At 65.7% G+C, this 17,502-nt stretch carries 17 protein-coding genes; 4 read left to right on the forward strand and 13 right to left on the reverse strand.

Translation table 11 applies throughout. The features are described from left to right. Nucleotides 1–3: 3 nt before the first annotated feature. From IGW04_RS14630 to IGW04_RS14665, 8 genes are all read right to left on the reverse strand, one after another. Nucleotides 4–1,149 (reverse strand): FAD-dependent oxidoreductase, encoded by a 1,146-nt coding sequence (locus IGW04_RS14630; protein WP_194713820.1) that lies wholly within the window; start codon nucleotides 1,147–1,149, stop codon nucleotides 4–6. Nucleotides 1,150–1,154: 5 nt separating this feature from the next. Further along, nucleotides 1,155–1,799 carry a DUF3047 domain-containing protein gene (locus IGW04_RS14635; RefSeq protein WP_228527107.1) on the reverse strand — a complete coding sequence of 215 codons (645 nt, stop codon included), beginning with the start codon at nucleotides 1,797–1,799 and terminating at the stop codon, nucleotides 1,155–1,157. 77 nt (nucleotides 1,800–1,876) lie between these two features. Continuing rightward, a complete protein-coding gene (gene dnaJ / locus IGW04_RS14640; protein WP_194713821.1) occupies nucleotides 1,877–3,016 on the reverse strand; it encodes a molecular chaperone DnaJ in 1,140 nt (379 codons plus the stop codon). A gap of 93 nt (nucleotides 3,017–3,109) precedes the next feature. Next, entirely contained in the window at nucleotides 3,110–5,068 is a 1,959-nt protein-coding gene (gene dnaK, locus IGW04_RS14645) for a molecular chaperone DnaK (RefSeq protein ID WP_194713822.1), read from the reverse strand. Between the two features lie 98 nt (nucleotides 5,069–5,166). After that, nucleotides 5,167–5,715, reverse strand: coding sequence for a nucleotide exchange factor GrpE (grpE, locus tag IGW04_RS14650; RefSeq protein ID WP_194713823.1), 549 nt, complete (start codon nucleotides 5,713–5,715; stop codon nucleotides 5,167–5,169). Nucleotides 5,716–5,868: 153 nt separating this feature from the next. Then, complete coding sequence (hemH, locus tag IGW04_RS14655) at nucleotides 5,869–6,975, reverse strand: ferrochelatase (RefSeq protein ID WP_194713824.1); 1,107 nt, start codon at nucleotides 6,973–6,975, stop codon at nucleotides 5,869–5,871. Nucleotides 6,976–7,016: 41 nt separating this feature from the next. Continuing rightward, complete coding sequence (gene recN, locus IGW04_RS14660; protein ID WP_194713825.1) at nucleotides 7,017–8,669, reverse strand: DNA repair protein RecN; 1,653 nt, start codon at nucleotides 8,667–8,669, stop codon at nucleotides 7,017–7,019. 87 nt (nucleotides 8,670–8,756) lie between these two features. Further along, nucleotides 8,757–9,656 (reverse strand): NAD kinase, encoded by a 900-nt coding sequence (locus tag IGW04_RS14665; RefSeq protein ID WP_194713826.1) that lies wholly within the window; start codon nucleotides 9,654–9,656, stop codon nucleotides 8,757–8,759. 91 nt (nucleotides 9,657–9,747) lie between these two features. Here IGW04_RS14665 and IGW04_RS14670 point away from each other — a divergent pair, with 91 nt between their 5' ends. Genes IGW04_RS14670 through IGW04_RS14680 form a run of 3 tightly spaced genes read left to right on the forward strand, consistent with a single transcriptional unit; the run spans nucleotide 9,748 to nucleotide 11,972 of the window. Then, nucleotides 9,748–10,458, forward strand: coding sequence for an HAD family hydrolase (locus tag IGW04_RS14670; protein WP_194713827.1), 711 nt, complete (start codon nucleotides 9,748–9,750; stop codon nucleotides 10,456–10,458). A gap of 25 nt (nucleotides 10,459–10,483) precedes the next feature. Further along, nucleotides 10,484–11,509, forward strand: coding sequence for a heat-inducible transcriptional repressor HrcA (hrcA, locus tag IGW04_RS14675; RefSeq protein ID WP_194713828.1), 1,026 nt, complete (start codon nucleotides 10,484–10,486; stop codon nucleotides 11,507–11,509). A 10-nt stretch (nucleotides 11,510–11,519) separates the two neighbouring features. Then, entirely contained in the window at nucleotides 11,520–11,972 is a 453-nt protein-coding gene (locus tag IGW04_RS14680) for a metallophosphoesterase family protein (RefSeq protein ID WP_194713829.1), read from the forward strand. 51 nt (nucleotides 11,973–12,023) lie between these two features. Here IGW04_RS14680 and panB read toward each other — a convergent pair whose 3' ends face one another. The 5 genes from panB to hda all read right to left on the reverse strand — a co-directional run bounded on the left by panB (nucleotide 12,024) and on the right by hda (nucleotide 16,182). Then, complete coding sequence (gene panB / locus IGW04_RS14685; RefSeq protein ID WP_194713830.1) at nucleotides 12,024–12,854, reverse strand: 3-methyl-2-oxobutanoate hydroxymethyltransferase; 831 nt, start codon at nucleotides 12,852–12,854, stop codon at nucleotides 12,024–12,026. Nucleotides 12,855–12,967: 113 nt separating this feature from the next. Next, complete coding sequence (gene folK / locus IGW04_RS14690) at nucleotides 12,968–13,453, reverse strand: 2-amino-4-hydroxy-6-hydroxymethyldihydropteridine diphosphokinase (protein WP_194713831.1); 486 nt, start codon at nucleotides 13,451–13,453, stop codon at nucleotides 12,968–12,970. After that, on the reverse strand, nucleotides 13,450–14,838 hold the full coding sequence (pcnB, locus tag IGW04_RS14695) for a polynucleotide adenylyltransferase PcnB (protein ID WP_194713832.1): 1,389 nt from the start codon (nucleotides 14,836–14,838) through the stop codon (nucleotides 13,450–13,452). The genes folK and pcnB overlap by 4 nt, the downstream gene beginning before the upstream one ends. Beyond that, nucleotides 14,831–15,505 carry a histidinol-phosphatase gene (locus IGW04_RS14700; RefSeq protein ID WP_194713833.1) on the reverse strand — a complete coding sequence of 225 codons (675 nt, stop codon included), beginning with the start codon at nucleotides 15,503–15,505 and terminating at the stop codon, nucleotides 14,831–14,833. The genes pcnB and IGW04_RS14700 overlap by 8 nt, the downstream gene beginning before the upstream one ends. After that, nucleotides 15,502–16,182: a DnaA regulatory inactivator Hda gene (hda, locus tag IGW04_RS14705; protein ID WP_194713834.1), complete on the reverse strand. Its 681-nt coding sequence runs from the start codon at nucleotides 16,180–16,182 to the stop codon at nucleotides 15,502–15,504. The genes IGW04_RS14700 and hda overlap by 4 nt, the downstream gene beginning before the upstream one ends. Before the next feature lie 276 nt (nucleotides 16,183–16,458). On the opposite strand from hda, the gene purM reads away from it, so the two are divergent. Continuing rightward, nucleotides 16,459–17,502 carry a phosphoribosylformylglycinamidine cyclo-ligase gene (purM, locus tag IGW04_RS14710; RefSeq protein WP_194713835.1) on the forward strand — a complete coding sequence of 348 codons (1,044 nt, stop codon included), beginning with the start codon at nucleotides 16,459–16,461 and terminating at the stop codon, nucleotides 17,500–17,502.

Here is a 17,502-nt window from a genome sequence, read left to right on the forward strand (position 1 = left end):
CTATTAACTATTGAACTGGGTAGGTACATCCCAATCCGAAAAACGGTGCATGAATCTGCGGTCGATCGCATCCTTCCAGCGCCATACCCAGGCGCCTTCCCAACTCAGGCCCTGCCATACCGCCACCGCATGGCGCGGGCCGGTGCCGAGCAGCGACAGGTGGCCGCGCTGCGCCAAGTAGGCCGCCAGCGGCTGGCCGGCGACCGTGCGCAGCAGGTTGTCGGCCAGCACCGGCCCTTGCCTCACTGCATAGACGCCAGCCTTGGCGCGCGGTTGGAGCGGATCGGTGGCAATGTCGCCGGCGGCAAACACATGGCCATGGCTGACCGAGCGCAGATGGCTGTCGATATGGACGAAACCGTCCAGGCAGGCCAGGCCAGATTGCGCCACCCAGGGCTGCGCGCCGGCGCCAGTGGCCCATAGCAGCGCATCGTAGGCCGCCGTGCTGCCATCGGCAAAGTGCAGCATGTCCGGTTCCACCCGCAGCACGTCGGTCCGGGTAAGCACCGCAATGCCTTGCCTTGCCAGGTGGCGCGCCATGCGCCGGGCCGCGCCGCGCGGATAGCCGGCAAGCAGTTCGCCGCGCGTCACCAGCGACCACTTGACGCGGTCGCGCCGGCCCGCCATCCGGTGCGCCATCGCCAGCACCAGTTCGACGCCGCCGGCGCCGCCGCCCACCACCACCATGTGCACCGGCCGCGCCAGGCTGTCGGCCTGGGCCTGGAAGGCGCGCCATTGCTGCAGGAAGACGTCGACCGGCTTGATCGGCAGCGCATGGTCCTGCGCGCCGGGCACCCGGTCCAGCGGCGGCGCCGAGCCGATGTCGAGCGAGGCGAGGTCGAAATCCCATTGCCGGCCGCAATCGTCCAGCGCCACGCGCGCTGCCGGGTCGAAGGAGACGATGCTGGCCTGCGCCAGTTCCACCTGCGCCGCCGCGGCCAGCGGCGCCAGGTGCACATGGGCTTCATTGTGCCGGTAATGGCCGGCGATCAGGCCAGGCAGCATGCCGGAATAGGGCGTGTGGAGGTCGCGGCTGACCATGGCCACCTGCAGCCGGTCGCGCCATTCGGGCAGGCGCCTGCGCAGCGCCTCCAGCACGAACAGGTGGGCATGGCCGCCGCCAACGAGGAGCAGGCGCTGTGTCGTCACGGCGGCTACTCGCTGGAAAAGCTGATGTCGCCGTACCAGGCGCGGGCCTGGCGGGCGCCGTTGTCGCCGTCGGTCATCACGGCGACCGCGTCGATTTCAGTGAAGTCTTCACCAAAGGCGGCGCGCAGGTCATCGCGCACATTGCGCTGGTGGCTGACCCAGGTGCCGGCCCTGGCATCGCCGCTGTCGACCGCCTGCATCATCGCCTGGCTGGTGAAGGGATTCGGCCAGCGCGCGCCAACCGGCTTGCCCGATGCCCACACATAGTTCAGCGCGCGGCTGCGCAGGCCAAGCGGACCGCGTTCCACAACGACATAGATGCGCACCGGGAAGTCGTCGCCGGCCCTGGACTCTTCATCGTTGCCGCGATACGGCGCGTCGATCTTCCAGCGCCAGCGCAGCACCGGCGTTCTGGCCAGGTCGACCCGTATCTTGCGAAATCGGCCCGAGGCCATGCCGTCCGTGCTGGCCTGCAGCACGGTCACGCCGCCATCGCGCACCAGTTCGTAGCGGGTCTCGCCCTTGAAGGACTTGACGTCCCAGCCGGCCAGGTCGCCGCTGGAAAAGCTGCCGACCCGCAGGGTTTCCGCCGCGGCGGGGCCGGCGGAAAACAGCATAAGCGCAGTGAGAAAGGGGAAGGCGACTCGCATGCGGACTTTCGGAAACGGTGCGGACAAGAAAAAGCCGCTGGGCATTGCTGCCAGCGGCCATTGCGGGGTGATGCTGCTTATTCGAAGAACTCCTTGACCTTGTCTTTCCAGGACTTGCTCTGCGGACTGTGCTTGGCGCCGCCCTCGGTCATCGAACGCTCGAACTCGCGCAGCATGTCCTTCTGGCGATCGGTCAGGCGCACCGGGGTTTCCACCACGACGTGGCAGAACAGGTCGCCGGACAGGCCGGAGCGCACGCCCTTGACGCCCTTGCCGCGCAGCCGGAACACCTTGCCGCTCTGGGTGCCTTCCGGCACCGAAAACGACACCTTGCCGCCCAGCGTCGGCACTTCGATGTCGCCGCCCAGCGCCGCGGTGGCGTAGGAAATCGGCATCTCGCAATGCAGGTCGTCGCCTTCGCGCTGGAACACCGGATGCGGCTTGATGTGGATTTCCACATACAGGTCGCCCGGCGGGCCGCCGTTCATGCCCGGCTCGCCGTTGCCGGAAGAGCGGATGCGCATGCCGTCGTCGATGCCGGCCGGGATCTTCACTTCCAGCGTCTTGTTGCGCTTGATGCGGCCGGCGCCGGCGCAGGTGGGGCAGGGTTCCGGAATGATCTTGCCGGTGCCGTGGCATTTCGGGCAGGTCTGCTGGATGCTGAAGAAGCCCTGCTGCATGCGCACCTGGCCGTGGCCGGCGCAGGTGGGGCAGGTGGTGGGCGACGTGCCCGGCTTGGCGCCGCTGCCGTGGCAGGTGTCGCAGCTGTCCCAGGACGGCACGCGGATCGTAGTGTCGAAGCCGTTGGCAGCCTGTTCCAGCGTGATTTCCAGGTTGTAGCGCAGGTCGGCGCCGCGGTAGACCTGCGGGCCGCCGCCGCGGCCGCCGCGGCCGCCGGCCGCGTTGCCGAAGATGTCGCCGAAGATGTCGCCAAACGCATCGGCGAAGCCGCCGGCGTTGCCGCCGAAGCCGCCGCCGCCCATGTTGGGATCGACGCCAGCATGGCCGTAGCGGTCATAGGCATCCCGCTTCTGCGGGTCCGACAGCATCTCGTAGGCCTCCTTGGCCTCCTTGAATTTCTCTTCCGCGCCCTTGCTGTCCGGATTGCGGTCCGGATGGTATTTCATTGCGAGCTTGCGATACGCCTTCTTGATGTCATCATCGGAAGCGTTTTTCGCCACGCCCAGTATTTCGTAAAAATCGCGCTTTGCCGCCATGTTATAGGCACCTCTCTGGTAAGCAAAAAGCCGAGCCGCAGTCGCGCGACCACTGGCTCGGCAAACTCTGCGGCCTCGGCCGCAAAATTGTTATTACTTGTCTTTGACTTCCTTGAAGTCGGCGTCCACAACGTCGTCGTCCTTGGCACGCGACTCCGCACCCGCCTGGCCGGCGCCGGCGCCTGCACCCGCGCCAGCTTCGGCGCCGCCGGCCGCAGCCTGCTGCGCCTGCATGTCGGCATACATCTTCTCGCCCAGCTTCTGCGCAGCGGTGGTCAGCGCGGTCATCTTGGCGTCGATGTCGGCCTTGTCGCTGCCCTTCAGGGAAGTTTCGAGGTCGCGGATCGCGGCTTCGATCTTTTCCTTCTCGCCGGCGTCGAGCTTGTCGCCATATTCCGTCAGCGACTTGCGGGTCGAGTGCACCAGCGCGTCGCCCTGGTTGTGGGCTTCGGCCAGTTCCTTCAGCCGCTTGTCCTCTTCGGCGTTGGCTTCGGCGTCGCGCACCATCTTCTGGATTTCCTCCTCGGTCAGACCCGAGTTGGCCTTGATGGTGATCTTGTTTTCCTTGCCGCTGGCCTTGTCCTTGGCGCCGACGTGCAGGATGCCGTTGGCGTCGATGTCGAAGGTGACTTCAATCTGCGGCGTGCCGCGCGATGCCGGCGGGATGCCTTCCAGGTTGAATTCGCCCAGCGCCTTGTTGCCCACTGCCATTTCACGCTCGCCCTGGTAGACCTTGATGGTCACCGCCGGCTGGTTGTCTTCCGCGGTGGAGAACACCTGGCTGAACTTGGTCGGGATCGTGGTGTTCTTCTGGATCATCTTGGTCATCACGCCGCCCAGGGTCTCGATGCCCAGCGACAGCGGCGTCACGTCCAGCAGCAGCAGGTCCTTGCGGTCGCCCGACAGCACCGAACCCTGGATGGCCGCGCCAACTGCCACTGCCTCGTCCGGGTTGACGTCCTTGCGCGGATCCTTGCCAAAGAATTCCTTGACCTTTTCCTGCACCTTCGGCATGCGGGTCATGCCGCCGACCAGGATCACGTCATTGATGTCGCTGATCTTCACGCCGGCATCCTTGATGGCGATGCGGCATGGCTCGATGGTCCTGGCGATCAGTTCCTCGACCAGCGATTCCAGCTTGGCGCGGGTGATCTTCAGGTTCAGGTGGACCGGCGCGCCATTGGCCATGGCGATGTACGGCTCGTTGATCTCGGTCTGCTGCGACGACGACAGCTCGATCTTGGCGCGCTCGGCCGATGCTTTGATCCGCTGCAGCGCGATCGCGTCCTTGGACAGGTCCAGGCCGTTGATCTTGCGGAATTCGTCGATGATGTAGTCGATGATGCGCTGGTCGAAGTCTTCGCCGCCGAGGAAGGTGTCGCCATTGGTCGACAGCACTTCGAACTGCATTTCGCCTTCGACGTCGGCGATCTCGATGATGGAGATGTCGAAGGTGCCGCCGCCCAGGTCATAGACGGCGATCTTGCGGTCGCCCTTGCCGGACTTGTCCAGGCCAAAGGCCAGCGCAGCCGCGGTCGGCTCGTTGATGATGCGCTTGACATCCAGGCCCGCGATGCGGCCGGCGTCCTTGGTCGCCTGGCGCTGCGAGTCGTTGAAGTAGGCCGGCACGGTGATCACGGCTTCGGTGACTTCCTCGCCCAGGTAGTCTTCGGCGGTTTTCTTCATCTTGCGCAGCACTTCGGCCGACACCTGCTGTGCCGCCAGCTTCTTGTCGCGCACCTGCACCCAGGCATCGCCGTTGTCGGCCTTGACGATCTGGTAAGGCATCAGGCTGATGTCCTTCTGCACTTCCTTCTCGTCGAAGCGGCGGCCGATCAGGCGCTTGACCGCGTAGAGGGTGTTCTTCGGGTTGGTGACCGCCTGGCGCTTGGCCGGCGCGCCAACCAGGATTTCGCCGTCTTCCTGATAAGCGACGATGGAAGGCGTGGTCCGCGCGCCCTCGGAGTTTTCGATGACCTTCGGCTGACCGCCTTCCATGACGGCGACGCAGGAGTTGGTCGTGCCCAGGTCAATGCCAATGATTTTGCCCATGATTGTTATCCCTTAAAAATACGGTGAGACAGAATTTCGCTTGCTGCCTATATGTGGAGAAAGGTGGACCTTTCAAGAACCCTGATGAGTCGTATCGTTTATTTTTGTTGCGAGACGGTAACCAGGGCAGGGCGCAGCAGGCGGTCGGCGATGGTATAGCCCTTCTGCAGCACGCTGACGATGGTGTTGGCTTCCTGGTCGGACGGCACCATCGAGATGGCCTGGTGCTTCATCGGGTCCAGCTTCTCGCCGGCTTGCGGATTGACTTCCAGCAGGCGGTTTTTCTCGAAGGCGGAGACCAGCTGCTTCAGGGTCATGTCAACGCCTTCCTTCAGGGATTCGACCGACGGCGTCTCCACCTTCAGCGCCATTTCCAGGCTGTCCTTCACCGGCACCAGCGCCTCGGCGAAGCTTTCGATCGCAAATTTGTGGGCCTTGGCAATGTCTTCCTGCGCCCGGCGCCGCATGTTCTCCGCCTCGGCCTTGGCGCGCAGGAAGGAATCCTGCAGTTCGGCCAGGCGGGCTTCCGCCTCGGCCAGCTTCTGCTCGGCGGTGGATGCGGCCGGCTGGGCCGCTTCGGGCGCGGCGTCAGCGGACGGGACGCCCTGTGTCGCTTCCTGGGAATTCTTGTTTTCTTCGTCGTGCATCGTGAGACTCCAGCAATATCAAGGACTTATGCGAACTGGCGCCGAGGAGTCGGCGCCAGCGCATTGCTATTGAATTAACCACTCGCCGCAAATGGGGATAGCGGCAGGCATTTCAAGGGCGGGTTTTGGGCGGGATGGAAAATCCGGCCCGTGTCAGTCGGCGGCTCCCAGGGCCAGCGCCCGTTCGCGGCCGGTGGCGGCATCCTGCCGGCGTGCCGCCTGCAGCGCGCCGTCGCGCGCGGTGGGCCAGCCCTGCATGTGGCGCTCGGCGAGGGTGGCCATCGCGGCCACCCAGGCCGGCGCTTCGTTCAGGCAGGGGATGTAGTGATAGGCGCTGCCGCCGGCGGTGAGGAAGTCGGTGCGCACTTCCATGTCGATTTCCTCCAGCGTCTCCAGGCAGTCGCTGGTGAAGCCGGGACAGATCACGTCGACGCGCTTGACGCCTTCCTTCGCCAGCTTCTGCATGGTCGGCGCGGTGTAGGGCTGCAGCCATTCGGCCTTGCCGAAGCGCGACTGGAAGGTCACCAGATACTGCTCCTGCGTCAGGCCCAGGGCGGCGGCCAGGAGGCGCGCGGTCTTGTGGCATTCGCAGTGATACGGGTCGCCCAGCAGCAGGGTGCGCTTGGGCACGCCGTGAAAGCTCATCACCAGCTTGTCCGGCCGGCCATGGCTTTCCCAGTGCTTCTGCACCGACTGCCGCAGCGCCTCGATATAGCCGGGGTCGTCATGGTAGTTGCGCACCAGGCGCAGCTCGGGAATATTGCGCGCCTTCTTGTAATAACTGAAGACGGCGTCGTAGATCGAGGCCGTGGTGGTGCCGGAATACTGCGGATAGGCCGGCAGCACCAGCACCCGCTGGCAGCCATCGGCCTTGAGCTTTTCCAGCACCGAGGGCAGCGACGGATTCCCGTAGCGCATCGCGGCGACCACCTCGACATCATGGCCGCGCTCGCCGAGCGCGCCGCGCAGCAGCATGGCCTGCTTGACCGTATGCGTGAGCAGCGGCGAGCCTTCCTTGGTCCAGATTGCCGCGTACTTGTGCGCCGACTGCTTGGAACGGAAGGGCAGGATGATGCCGTTCAGGATGAACCACCAGACCGCCTTCGGGATTTCCACCACTCGCGGATCGGACAGGAATTCCTTCAGGTAGGGCCGTACCGCGGCGGCGGTCGGCGCGTCCGGCGTGCCGAGGTTGACCAGCACGATGGCGCTGCGGCTGATGCTGCCGTGGTGATGCGGTGGTTCTGGCTGGAAGCGCATGAGCGGGTAACTCTTTCTTTGTTTTTTGTGGAAACCGGAGTTTACAGCGCCAGCAGTTCGCGCGCGTGCTTGCGGGTGGTGGCGGTGATCTCGATGCCGCCCAGCATGCGCGCCACTTCCTCCACCCGTGCCTTGGCGTCCAGCGGCTCGATGCGCGAGACGGTCTTGCCGTCCGGCGCGCCGGCCTTGCTGACCTGGAAGTGCTGGTTGGCCTGGCTCGCCACCTGCGGCAGGTGGGTCACGCACAAGACCTGGTGGTCCTGTCCCAGGCGCTTGAGCAGGCGTCCGACCACCTCGGCCACGCCGCCGCCGATGCCGGTGTCGACCTCGTCGAAGATCAGCGTTGGCGTTGCCGTGGCGCTGGACGTGATCACGGCAATCGCCAGCGAAATGCGCGCCAGTTCGCCGCCGGAAGCCACCTTGGCCAGCGGACGCGGCACGGTGCCGGCATGTCCCGCCACCAGGAATTCCACCTGTTCCAGGCCGTAGGCGGCCGGCTCGCAGGCATTCAGGCCGACCGCGAAGCGCCCGCCCGCCATGCTCAGTTCCTGCATGGCGGTTGTGACCGACTGGCCGAGTTGGGCGGCGGCGGCGGCGCGGGCGCGGGACAGCTTCTGCGCCAGCGCCAGGTAGGCAGCCTTCAGCTTTTCTTCCTGGGCCCGCAGCGCATCGACGTCGGACGCATCGGCCAGCTGCTGCAACTGGGCCGACAGGGTTTCCAGTTCGCGCGGCAGCTCGTCCGGGGCGACATGGAATTTGCGGGAGGTGGAATGGATCGCTTCCAGCCTGTCCTCCACCACGCGCAGGCGGGCCGGATCGAGTTCGACCCGGCTCAGGTAGTCGTTCAACGCATAGACCGCTTCCTGCAGCTGGATCTGCGCCGGCTCCAGCGCTTCCATCACCGGCTTCAGGCCATCGTCGATGTCGACCAGCTTGCCTATCCTGGTGTTGATCGACGACAGCAGCGACAGGATGGGATTCTCGTCGGACTCGGAAATCGCCGTCAGCGCTTCCTGCGCGCCCTCGATCAGGCTGGCCGCATGCGACAGCCGGCTGTGCTCGTTGCTGATCTCGTCCCATTCGCCCGGCTTGACCGCCAGCTTTTCCAGCTCGGCCACCTGCCATTCCAGGCGCTCGCGCTCCAGCAGCACGTTGCGGGCATTGGTTTCGAATTCCTCGCGCTGGCGCGCCGTCGTGCGCCAGGCGCGGTAGGCCGCGCCGACCGCCTTGGCGTCTTCCGCCAGGCCGCCCTGGCTGTCGAGCAGCGCGCGCTGGGCATCGGCCTTGAGCAGCGACTGGTGCGCATGCTGGCCGTGGATGTCGACCAGCAGTTCGCCCAGGTCGCGCAGCTGGGTGGCGGTGGCGGCGACGCCGTTGATATAGGCCTTGGAGCGGCCGGCATTGTCGATCACCCGGCGCAGCAGCACGCAGCCGTCTTCCGGCGAGAATTCATTGACCGCCAGCCAGGCGTCGGCTTCGCTGCCGGTGGCGAACTGGGCGCTGATGTCGGCCTTGGCGGCGCCTTCGCGCACCACGCTGGCGTCGCCGCGGCCGCCCAGCGCCAGCGCCAGCGCATCGATCAGGATGGATTTGCCGGCGCCGGTTTCGCCGGTGAAGACAGTGAAGCCGGAGCCCAGCTCAAGTTCGATCGCATCAACAATGACAAAGTCGTGTATGGAGAGTGTGCGCAGCATCTGGAGAGGGAGAGTTCGGATGTTGCCCGCAGGCAGGCGAATTTTTGGATTTGCGGAATTCCGCGCCGCGGCGTCGCGGCGGGGAAATTATTTTAACTGACCTTCGACGGAAGGATATTCATTCCAGTGCAACTTCTCGCGCAGCGTGTCGTAGTAGCTCCAGCCGCGCGGATGCAGGAAGGTGGCCGAATGCGCCGAGCGCCGCACCAGGATGCAGTCGTGATAGGCCAGGCTGGCCAGCGACTGCATGTCGAAATTGATGCTGCAGTCGCGCCCGGCGATGACCTCGATCCTGATCTCGCAGGAGTCGGGCAGCACGATCGGACGGTTCGACAGCGCATGCGGTGCGATCGGCACCAGCACGATCCCGCCCAGGGTAGGGTGCAGCAGCGGTCCGCCGGCCGACAGCGCATAGGCGGTCGAGCCGGTGGGCGTGGAGGCGATCAGGCCGTCCGAGCGCTGGTTGTACATGAAGTGGCCATCGACCGTCACCCGCAGCTCGACCATGCCGGAGCCGGCGCCGCGCGCCACCACCACGTCGTTGAAGGCCAGGCCGCGGAAGATGATCCGGCCGTCGCGCAGCACCGCGCCTTCCAGCAGGCTGCGCTGTTCCGATTCCATCTCGCCGGCCAGCATGTCCGACAGGATCGGCAGCATGCCCTCGGCCGGGATGTCGGTCATGAAGCCCAGCCGGCCCTGGTTGATGCCGATCAGCGGCACATTGTAGGGCGCCAGCTGGCGGGCGATGCCCAGCATGGTGCCGTCGCCGCCGACCACGATGGCGGCGTCCGCCTGTTCGCCGATCTGCTGCGCGTTCAGGCCGATGCCCTGATGGTTGATGTTCTGCGCCGTCTCGGTCTCGAACAGCACCTCGATGCCGGCATCCTGCAGGAAGGCGGCGAGCTGCGTCAGCGACTCGGCGATACCCGTGGCGCCCGGCTTGCCGATAATCGCAATTTTCTGAAAATTCATCTGTGTGGGAGGCATGAACGACGGCATGCGGCAGATTAGACCATAATTCCCGTGCAAACCAGTTTATGCGCCGACAAACTGTTAAAACTCTGGAAACTTCAGTCTCATGCCTGCCATCAAAGCCGTACTGTTCGACCTGGACGATACCCTGTGGCCCATCGTGCCCGTCATTTTGCGCGCCGAGCGCCTGCTGTTCGACTGGATCAGGGAGCATGCGCCAGCCGTCGCGGCCGGCTACAGCATCGAGGAAATGCGGGCGCGGCGGGTGGCGCTGATGAAGTCCGAACCGCGCTACGCGATCAACCTGGCGGCGCTGCGCCACGCGGTGCTGACCGAGGTGTTCGTTGCCTGCGGGGAAAATATGGCGGCGGTGGATACGGCGATGGCCATCTTCAACGCCGCCCGCAACCAGGTCGAGCCGTATCCGGACGTGCATCCGGTGCTGGACGCCCTGCGGCGCAAGGTGGCGCTGGGCTCGGTCTCCAACGGCGTGGCCGACCTGGGCGCGATAGGCATGGATCATTATTTCGACGTGTCCATCGCCGCCCACCAGTTCGGCAGCGCCAAACCGGACCCGGCGATCTTCCGCCATGCCTGCGAGGCGCTGCAGGTCGAGCCGGCCGAGGCGGTCTATGTCGGCGACGATCCGCTGCTCGACGTGGAAGGCGCGCAAAAGGCCGGCCTGCGCGGCGTCTGGCTGCGGCGGCAGGACTTGCCGCTGCGTACCATGCCTGACCATGTGGCGCCGGATGCGGTCTGTGCGTCGCTGCACGACCTGGAAGTCTGGCTGGAAACACGGATAAATCATGGCGCCTGATGCGCCACGACATTAGACTACGGACATGCAACTCGATCATCGCGCACAAACCCTGCTCAAAGCCCTGGTGGAACGGTATATCGCCGATGGCCAGCCGGTCGGTTCCCGCGCACTGTCCAAGATATCCGGACTCGACCTGTCGCCCGCCACCATCCGCAACATCATGGCCGACCTGGAGGAAATGGGGCTGGTCGCCAGCCCGCACACCTCGGCCGGCCGCATTCCCACGCCACGCGGCTACCGGATGTTCGTCGACACCCTGCTGACGGTGCAGCCGCTGGACGAAAAGGCGGTGGAGTTCCGGCTGCAGCCGAAGAACCAGATCGGCTCGCCGCAGCGCATCATTTCCAGCGCCGCGCAGGTGCTGTCATCGCTGTCGCAATTCGCCGGCGTGGTGCTGACGCCGCGCCGCGAATCGGTCTTCCAGCAGGTTGAATTCCTGCGGTTGTCGGAAAAACGCATCCTGCTGGTGATCGTCGCGCCCAATGGCGAAGTCCAGAACCGGCTGCTGCTGACCGACGTCGACTACACCCGCTCGCAACTGGTGGAAGCGGCCAACTACATCAACCTGCACTATGGCGGCCTGAGTTTCGACGATGTGCGCAACCGGCTGCAGGCCGAGCTGCGCCAGCTGCGCGACGACATGACGCGGCTGATGCAGGCGGCGGTCGAGGCGGGCAGCGACGCGATGACGGAGAACAATGACGAGGTCGTCATTTCCGGCGAGCGCAACCTGCTGTCGGTGAGCGACCTGTCCTCCAACATGAGCTCGCTGCGCAAGCTGTTCGACATGTTCGAGCAGAAGACCAGCCTGATGCAGCTGCTGGATGTGTCGAGCAAGGCCACGGGCGTGCAGATCTTCATCGGCGGCGAGTCGCAGCTGATGCCGGTCGATGAAATGAGCGTGGTCACCGCGCCCTACGGCGTCAATGGCAAGGTGGTCGGCACGCTGGGCGTGATCGGCCCGACCCGGATGGCTTATGAACGGGTGATTCCGATCGTGGACATCACGGCCAAGCTGCTGTCCAACGCGCTGAGCCACGGCAGCTGACCGGACGGCGATGCGCATCGGCCTGATCTCCGACACCCACGGCCTGCTGCGGCAGGAAGCCGTGGCCGCGCTGGCCGGCGTGGACCGCATCATCCATGCCGGCGACATCGGCAATGCGCAGATCCTGGAGGCGCTGGCGGCGATCGCGCCGGTCGATGCTGTGCGCGGCAACAACGACACGGGCCCGTGGGCAAAGGCGGTGCCGCACAGCCTGACGCTGAACGTCGATGGCGTCGCGATTCACCTGCTGCATGATTTGAAGGAATTGAAGAATGCGCTGCCGCCGGTGCAGGTGGTCATCGCCGGCCATTCCCACAAGCCCATGGTGCGCGAGGAGGGCGGCGTGCTGCTGGTCAACCCAGGCAGCGCCGGACCGCGCCGCTTCAAGCTGCCGGTCACGGTCGGCTTTCTGTCGATCGACGCAGGCCTGGCCACGGCGTCGATCACGCAACTGACGGTCTGACGCCGCACTGTGCTGCCACAAGCTGGCAGCACAGTGCGGCGGGTCGGCAACTCAGAAGCAGTGCTCGGCCGCCGGGAAGCTGCCGTCCTTCACCGCCGCCACATAGGCCTTGACCGCGGCGTCGATGCTGGTCTGGCCATCCATGAAGTTCTTCACGAAGCGCGCCTTGTGGCCGGGAAAGACGCCCAGCATGTCATGCATCACCAGCACCTGGCCCGAGCAGTCGGGGCCGGCGCCGATGCCGATGGTGGGGATCGCCAATGCCTCCGTCACCTCGCGGCCGAGCGCCGCGGGGATTGCTTCCAGCACCAGCACCGATGCGCCCGCCGCTTGCAAGGCCAGCGCGTCATCCTTCATCTGCTCGGCGCCGGCAACCGACTTGCCCTGCACCTTGAAGCCGCCCAGCACATGCACCGATTGCGGCGTCAGGCCGACATGGGCGCAGACCGGGATCGCGCGCTCGGTCAGGAAGCGCACGGTCGACGCCAGCCAGGCGCCGCCTTCGAGCTTGACCATGTGGGCGCCGGCGCGCATCAGTTCGGCGGCGTTGTTGAAGGCCGCCTCGGGCGTGGCATAGGTGCCGAACGGCATGTCGGCCACCAGCAGCGCGGTACGGTTGCCACGCGCCACGCTGGCGGTGTGATACGCCATGTCGGCCAGCGTGACCGGCAGGGTGGACTGGTGTCCCTGCGACACCATGCCCAGCGAGTCGCCCACCAGCAGCATCTCGACGCCGCAGCGGTCCATCAGCGCGGCGAAGCTGGCGTCGTAGCAGGTGAGCATGGTGATCTTTTCGCCTGCCGCGCGCATTGCCATCAGCGCCGGCGCGGTGACTGCCTTGCTGCGTCCCGCAGCCTGGTTTTCCTGCAGATAGCCTGCCATTTGTTGTCCTCCGGTTGCAGTGTCTGGGATGGGCGCGCACGGCGCCTGTTCTTGTTTTAAATCGGCTGGTCGCAAACCGCTACGCATTTCCGCCGGCGCTTTCAGGATTGGCTTCAGTCCCTGATCACCGAAATCGCCTGGTCCGCCACATCGGGCACGAAGCCATGCGCCGGCCCCTTGCCGGGAATCTCGATCAGGGGCGCGATCTGCAGCAGCGGAATCAGCACGAAGGCGCGCTGCGTCATGCGCGGATGCGGCACCGTCAGCGCCGCCGTGGCGATCCTTTCGCTGCCATACAGCAGCAGGTCCATGTCCAGCGTGCGCGGTGCATTGTAGCCCGGCCGGGTGCGGCCATGCGCCTGCTCGATCTCCAGCAGCCGCTCCAGCAGTTGCTGCGGCTGCAGCCGGGTTTCGATCCGGGCCACGGCATTGACGTAATCGTCGCCGCCGGCATCGACCGGCGCGGTCCTGAACAGGCTGGACTTGGCCAGCAGCCTGGTCTCGGGCAGTTCGCCCAGGGCCTGCAGCGCCGCCTGGACGGCGCCGCGGGCGTCGCCCAGATTGGCCCCCAGGCCGATGTAGGCGGCCACCGGCTTCATTCGCCGTGCTCTCCCGCCATGGTCGGGTTGTCGCCAGCCATGTCGGTGGCCGATTCCTTCTTCGGACGGCGGCGCCGGGCGCGTTTCTTCGGCGCGGCGGCTTCGCCATCGGCTTTCGGCTTCCTGGTCAGCAGTTCCTCGCGGCCGGGGCCGTCGGCTTCCATGAAGGCGGTCCACCATTCGCCGGCCTCGGTGTCGAGTTCGCCGGACTCGCAGCGCAGCAGCAGGAAGTCGTAGCCGGCGCGCAGGCGCGGATGCTCCAGCAGCTTGTACGGCGACTTGCCGCTGCGGCGCTCGAAGCGCGGCTGCATCGCCCAGATGTCGCGCATGTCGGTGGCGATGCGGCGCTGCAGGGCCAGCTTCTCGGTCTGGCCGTTGAGCACGTCGTCGGCCGCCTGGTGCAGGGCCGGGATCGGATATTCGCCGGCGGCCTGGTAGGCGCGCCATTTTTCCAGCACCTGGTGCCACAGCAGCGAGGCGAACAGGAAGCCCGGCGACACCGGCTTGCCCTGCCTGATGCGCAGGTCGGTATTGTCCAGCGCCAGGCGCACGAAGCGCTCGCCCAGGGGCTGCTCCATCACCACGTCCAGGAGCGGCAGCAGGCCATGGTGCAGGCCCTCGCTGCGCAGCCGCTCCAGGCAGGCCATCGCCTGGCCGCTCATCAGGAGCTTCAGCATTTCATCGAATACCCGCGCCGCCGGCACGTTGTTGATCAGCGGCGCCATCACCGGGATCGGCGCCTGCGCCGACGGATCGATCTCGAAACCGAGCTTGGCGGCAAAGCGCACCACCCGCAGCATGCGCACCGGGTCTTCGCGGTAGCGCTCCTCGGGCACGCCTATCATGCGCAGCGTGCGGTTGCGGATGTCGGCCATGCCGCCATGGTAGTCCAGCACCTGCTGGGTGGCCGGGTCGTAGTACATCGCATTGATGGTGAAGTCGCGCCGCAGGGCGTCTTCATGCTGCTCGCCGAAGGTATTGTCGCGCAGCACCCGGCCATGCTCGTCCTTGGGCGCGGCTTCCTTGGCCGCGCCGCGGAAGGTGGTGACTTCCAGCAGGTCCTGACCGAACATCACATGCACGATCTGGAAGCGCCGGCCGATGATGAAGGCGCGCCGGAACAGCGCCTTGACCTGCTCGGGCGTGGCATTGGTGGCGATGTCGAAGTCCTTGGGCTTGACGCCCAGCAGCAGGTCCCGCACCGCGCCGCCGACCAGGAAGGCCTTGAAGCCGGCCTGCTGCAGCGTCTGCGTCACCCGGATCGCATTGTTCGATACCAGTTCGGGATTGATGCCATGTTCCTGCGGTCCGAGGACCACGGGCTGGGTCGGGTCGGCTGCCTGCTGCGGCTTGCCGAGGATGCGCCGTATGAGCTTTTTAATCATTGAACAGATTCAGGATGGGCCAGCCGCGCTCTTTCGCATGCGCGCCCAGCAGGGCATTGGGATTGGTCGCAACCGGATGGGTGACGGCTTCCAGTAGCGGTATGTCGTTCTGTGAATCGCTGTAAAACGTGCTGCGGGCGAAGCCTTCCAGCGACTGGCCGCGCGCATCCAGCCACTTGCGGATGTTGACCACCTTGCCGGCGCCGTAGGGCGGCGTGCCGACGAAGGCGCCGGTGATGTCGCCGTTGGCATCGACTTCCGGCTCGGCGGCGATCAGGTGCTCGACGCCGAATTCCCGGGCGATCGGCGCGGTCACGAAGCGGTTGGTGGCGGTGATGATGGCCACCAGGTCGCCCGCGTCCAGGTGTTTCTGCACCAGCGCCAGCGCGCCGGGCTTGAGGGCCGGGCGGATCACTTCGTCCATGAACTGGCGGTGCCAGGCGTCGAGCTGGGCGCGGGGAAACTGCGCCAGCGTGCCGAAGGCGAATTCGAGGTAGGCCACCGGGTCCAGCGTGCCGGCCTGGTACTGGGCATAGAACTCGGCATTGCGGCGCGCGAACTCCACCGGGTCCACCGCGCCGATGCGGGACATGAACTGGCCCCACTCATAGTCGGAGTCGAGCGGCAGCAGCGTGTGGTCAAGGTCAAACAGGGTCAGGTTGTTCATGGCTTGGTGTCGTCTTCGAGCTGCAGCAGGTCGCGCAGCAGGGGCAGGGTGATGGGCCGCTGGGTTTCGAGCGAATAGCGGTCCAGCGCGTCGAGCATCGCGGACAGGGATCGCATGTCGCGCTCGAAGTGGGTGATCAGGTAGGGCAGCACGCCGGGCGAGACCGCCAGCCCGCGGGTGGCCGCGGCCTGGCTCAGCGCAGCGATTTTCTCCTCGTCGCTCAGTTCATGCACCTGGTAGATCAGGCCCCAGCCCAGGCGGGTGCGCAAGTCTTCCCGCACCGGCAGCACCGCCGGCGGCACCGCGCCGCCGGTAATCATCAGCGCGCCGTGCTCGCGCACTTCATTGAACAGGTTAAAGGCCGCGATCTGCGCCTGCGGCGACAACTGCTCGCAGTCGTCCAGCAGGTAGATGCGGATGGCAGGGTCGTAGCAGCAGGCCTCTGCCGCGCTGGCGGCGTCGATATAGCGGGCATGCGGCAGCACCGCCAGCGAGCGCAGCAGATGCGTCTTGCCGGCGCCGGCGCGGCCCCACAGATAGACGAAGCGTTCGCGGCTGTCTTCGGGATGCGCAGCCAGCCGGCACAGCAGCTGATAAAGCTCGGCATTTTTCCCGGCCTCGAAATTGGCCAGGGTTTGCGGCTTTTCCGCGATCAAATCCAGCAGCAGCTGTCTCATGCGTGAAGTGGTGGGGCTGTTCGGTGGCGCTGCATGCGCCCGAGGTCGTATGAAATAGGCAATGTTGTCAGAGAGCAGCCTGCATCATCGCCGAGCACGACCTTGCAGGCAAGTCCCAGGCAAGCGTGCCCGATGCGCCGCCGGCATCGTTCCGTGATCAAAGAAAATGGCATGAATTCGGCGGCTGGATTGTCCGGTTTGATAAAATACGCGTTTTTCCGGAAGAAAGTTCCGGCGCCAACCGTCTATTTTACCGCCTCCGCCGCCAATCACATCATGAGTTCCCAATCCAACGTTTCCCTTTCCTACCGCGACGCCGGTGTTGATATCGATGCGGGCGATGCCCTGGTGGAAGCGATCAAGCCCTTCGCCAAACGCACCATGCGCGAAGGCGTGCTGGGCGGCATCGGCGGTTTTGGCGCGCTGTTCGAGATCAGCAAGAAATACAAGGAGCCGGTGCTGGTGTCCGGCACCGACGGCGTCGGTACCAAGCTGAAGCTGGCCTTCCACCTGAACCGGCATGACACGGTCGGCATCGACCTGGTGGCGATGAGCGTCAACGATATCCTGGTGCAGGGCGCCGAGCCGCTGTTCTTCCTCGACTACTTCGCCTGCGGCAAGCTCGACGTGCCGACCGCCACCGACGTGGTCAAGGGCATCGCCCGCGGCTGCGAACTGGCCGGCTGCGCACTGATCGGCGGCGAAACCGCCGAAATGCCCAGCATGTACCCGGACGGCGAATACGACCTGGCGGGCTTCGCCGTCGGCGCGGTGGAAAAGTCGGCCATCATCGACGGCACGAAAATCACGCCGGGCGACGTGGTGCTGGGCCTGGCTTCCTCCGGCGCCCATTCCAACGGTTATTCGCTGGTGCGCAAGATCATCTCGGTGGCTCAGCCCGACCTGAACGCCGACTTCCACGGCCGTCCGCTGGCCGACGCGCTGCTGGAACCGACCCGCATCTATGTGAAGCCGCTGCTGGCGCTGATGCAGAGCATGGAAGTGCGCGGCATGGTGCACATCACCGGCGGCGGCCTGGTGGAAAACATCCCGCGCGTGCTGCAGCCCAACCTGACTGCAGTGCTGCACCGCGACAGCTGGACCATGCCGCCGCTGTTTTCCTGGCTGCAGCAGCATGGCGGCGTGGCCGACGCCGAGATGCACCGGGTGTTCAACTGCGGCATCGGCATGGCGGTCATCGTGTCGGCGGCGAATGCCGACGCGGCGATGGCGCAGCTGAAGGCGGCGGGCGAGACGGTGTTCCGGATTGGCGAGATTCGCGAGCGCCAGGGCGAGGAAGCGCAGACCATCGTTCTTTAG

This window comes from Noviherbaspirillum soli, assembly GCF_015352955.1.
GTDB lineage: Bacteria > Pseudomonadota > Gammaproteobacteria > Burkholderiales > Burkholderiaceae_D > Noviherbaspirillum_A > Noviherbaspirillum_A soli.

Bases quoted from the DNA above. Each gene is read 5' to 3' on its own strand.
- IGW04_RS14635 (WP_228527107.1), bottom strand. From the start codon at position 1,799: ATGCGAGTCGCCTTCCCCTTTCTCACTGCGCTTATGCTGTTTTCCGCC.
- dnaJ (WP_194713821.1), bottom strand. From the start codon at position 3,016: ATGGCGGCAAAGCGCGATTTTTACGAAATACTGGGCGTGGCGAAAAAC.
- dnaK (WP_194713822.1), bottom strand. From the start codon at position 5,068: ATGGGCAAAATCATTGGCATTGACCTGGGCACGACCAACTCCTGCGTC.
- grpE (WP_194713823.1), bottom strand. From the start codon at position 5,715: ATGCACGACGAAGAAAACAAGAATTCCCAGGAAGCGACACAGGGCGTC.
- hemH (WP_194713824.1), bottom strand. From the start codon at position 6,975: ATGCGCTTCCAGCCAGAACCACCGCATCACCACGGCAGCATCAGCCGC.
- recN (WP_194713825.1), bottom strand. From the start codon at position 8,669: ATGCTGCGCACACTCTCCATACACGACTTTGTCATTGTTGATGCGATC.
- IGW04_RS14665 (WP_194713826.1), bottom strand. From the start codon at position 9,656: ATGCCTCCCACACAGATGAATTTTCAGAAAATTGCGATTATCGGCAAG.
- IGW04_RS14670 (WP_194713827.1), top strand. From the start codon at position 9,748: ATGCCTGCCATCAAAGCCGTACTGTTCGACCTGGACGATACCCTGTGG.
- hrcA (WP_194713828.1), top strand. From the start codon at position 10,484: ATGCAACTCGATCATCGCGCACAAACCCTGCTCAAAGCCCTGGTGGAA.
- IGW04_RS14680 (WP_194713829.1), top strand. From the start codon at position 11,520: ATGCGCATCGGCCTGATCTCCGACACCCACGGCCTGCTGCGGCAGGAA.
- panB (WP_194713830.1), bottom strand. From the start codon at position 12,854: ATGGCAGGCTATCTGCAGGAAAACCAGGCTGCGGGACGCAGCAAGGCA.
- folK (WP_194713831.1), bottom strand. From the start codon at position 13,453: ATGAAGCCGGTGGCCGCCTACATCGGCCTGGGGGCCAATCTGGGCGAC.
- pcnB (WP_194713832.1), bottom strand. From the start codon at position 14,838: ATGATTAAAAAGCTCATACGGCGCATCCTCGGCAAGCCGCAGCAGGCA.
- IGW04_RS14700 (WP_194713833.1), bottom strand. From the start codon at position 15,505: ATGAACAACCTGACCCTGTTTGACCTTGACCACACGCTGCTGCCGCTC.
- hda (WP_194713834.1), bottom strand. From the start codon at position 16,182: ATGAGACAGCTGCTGCTGGATTTGATCGCGGAAAAGCCGCAAACCCTG.
- purM (WP_194713835.1), top strand. From the start codon at position 16,459: ATGAGTTCCCAATCCAACGTTTCCCTTTCCTACCGCGACGCCGGTGTT.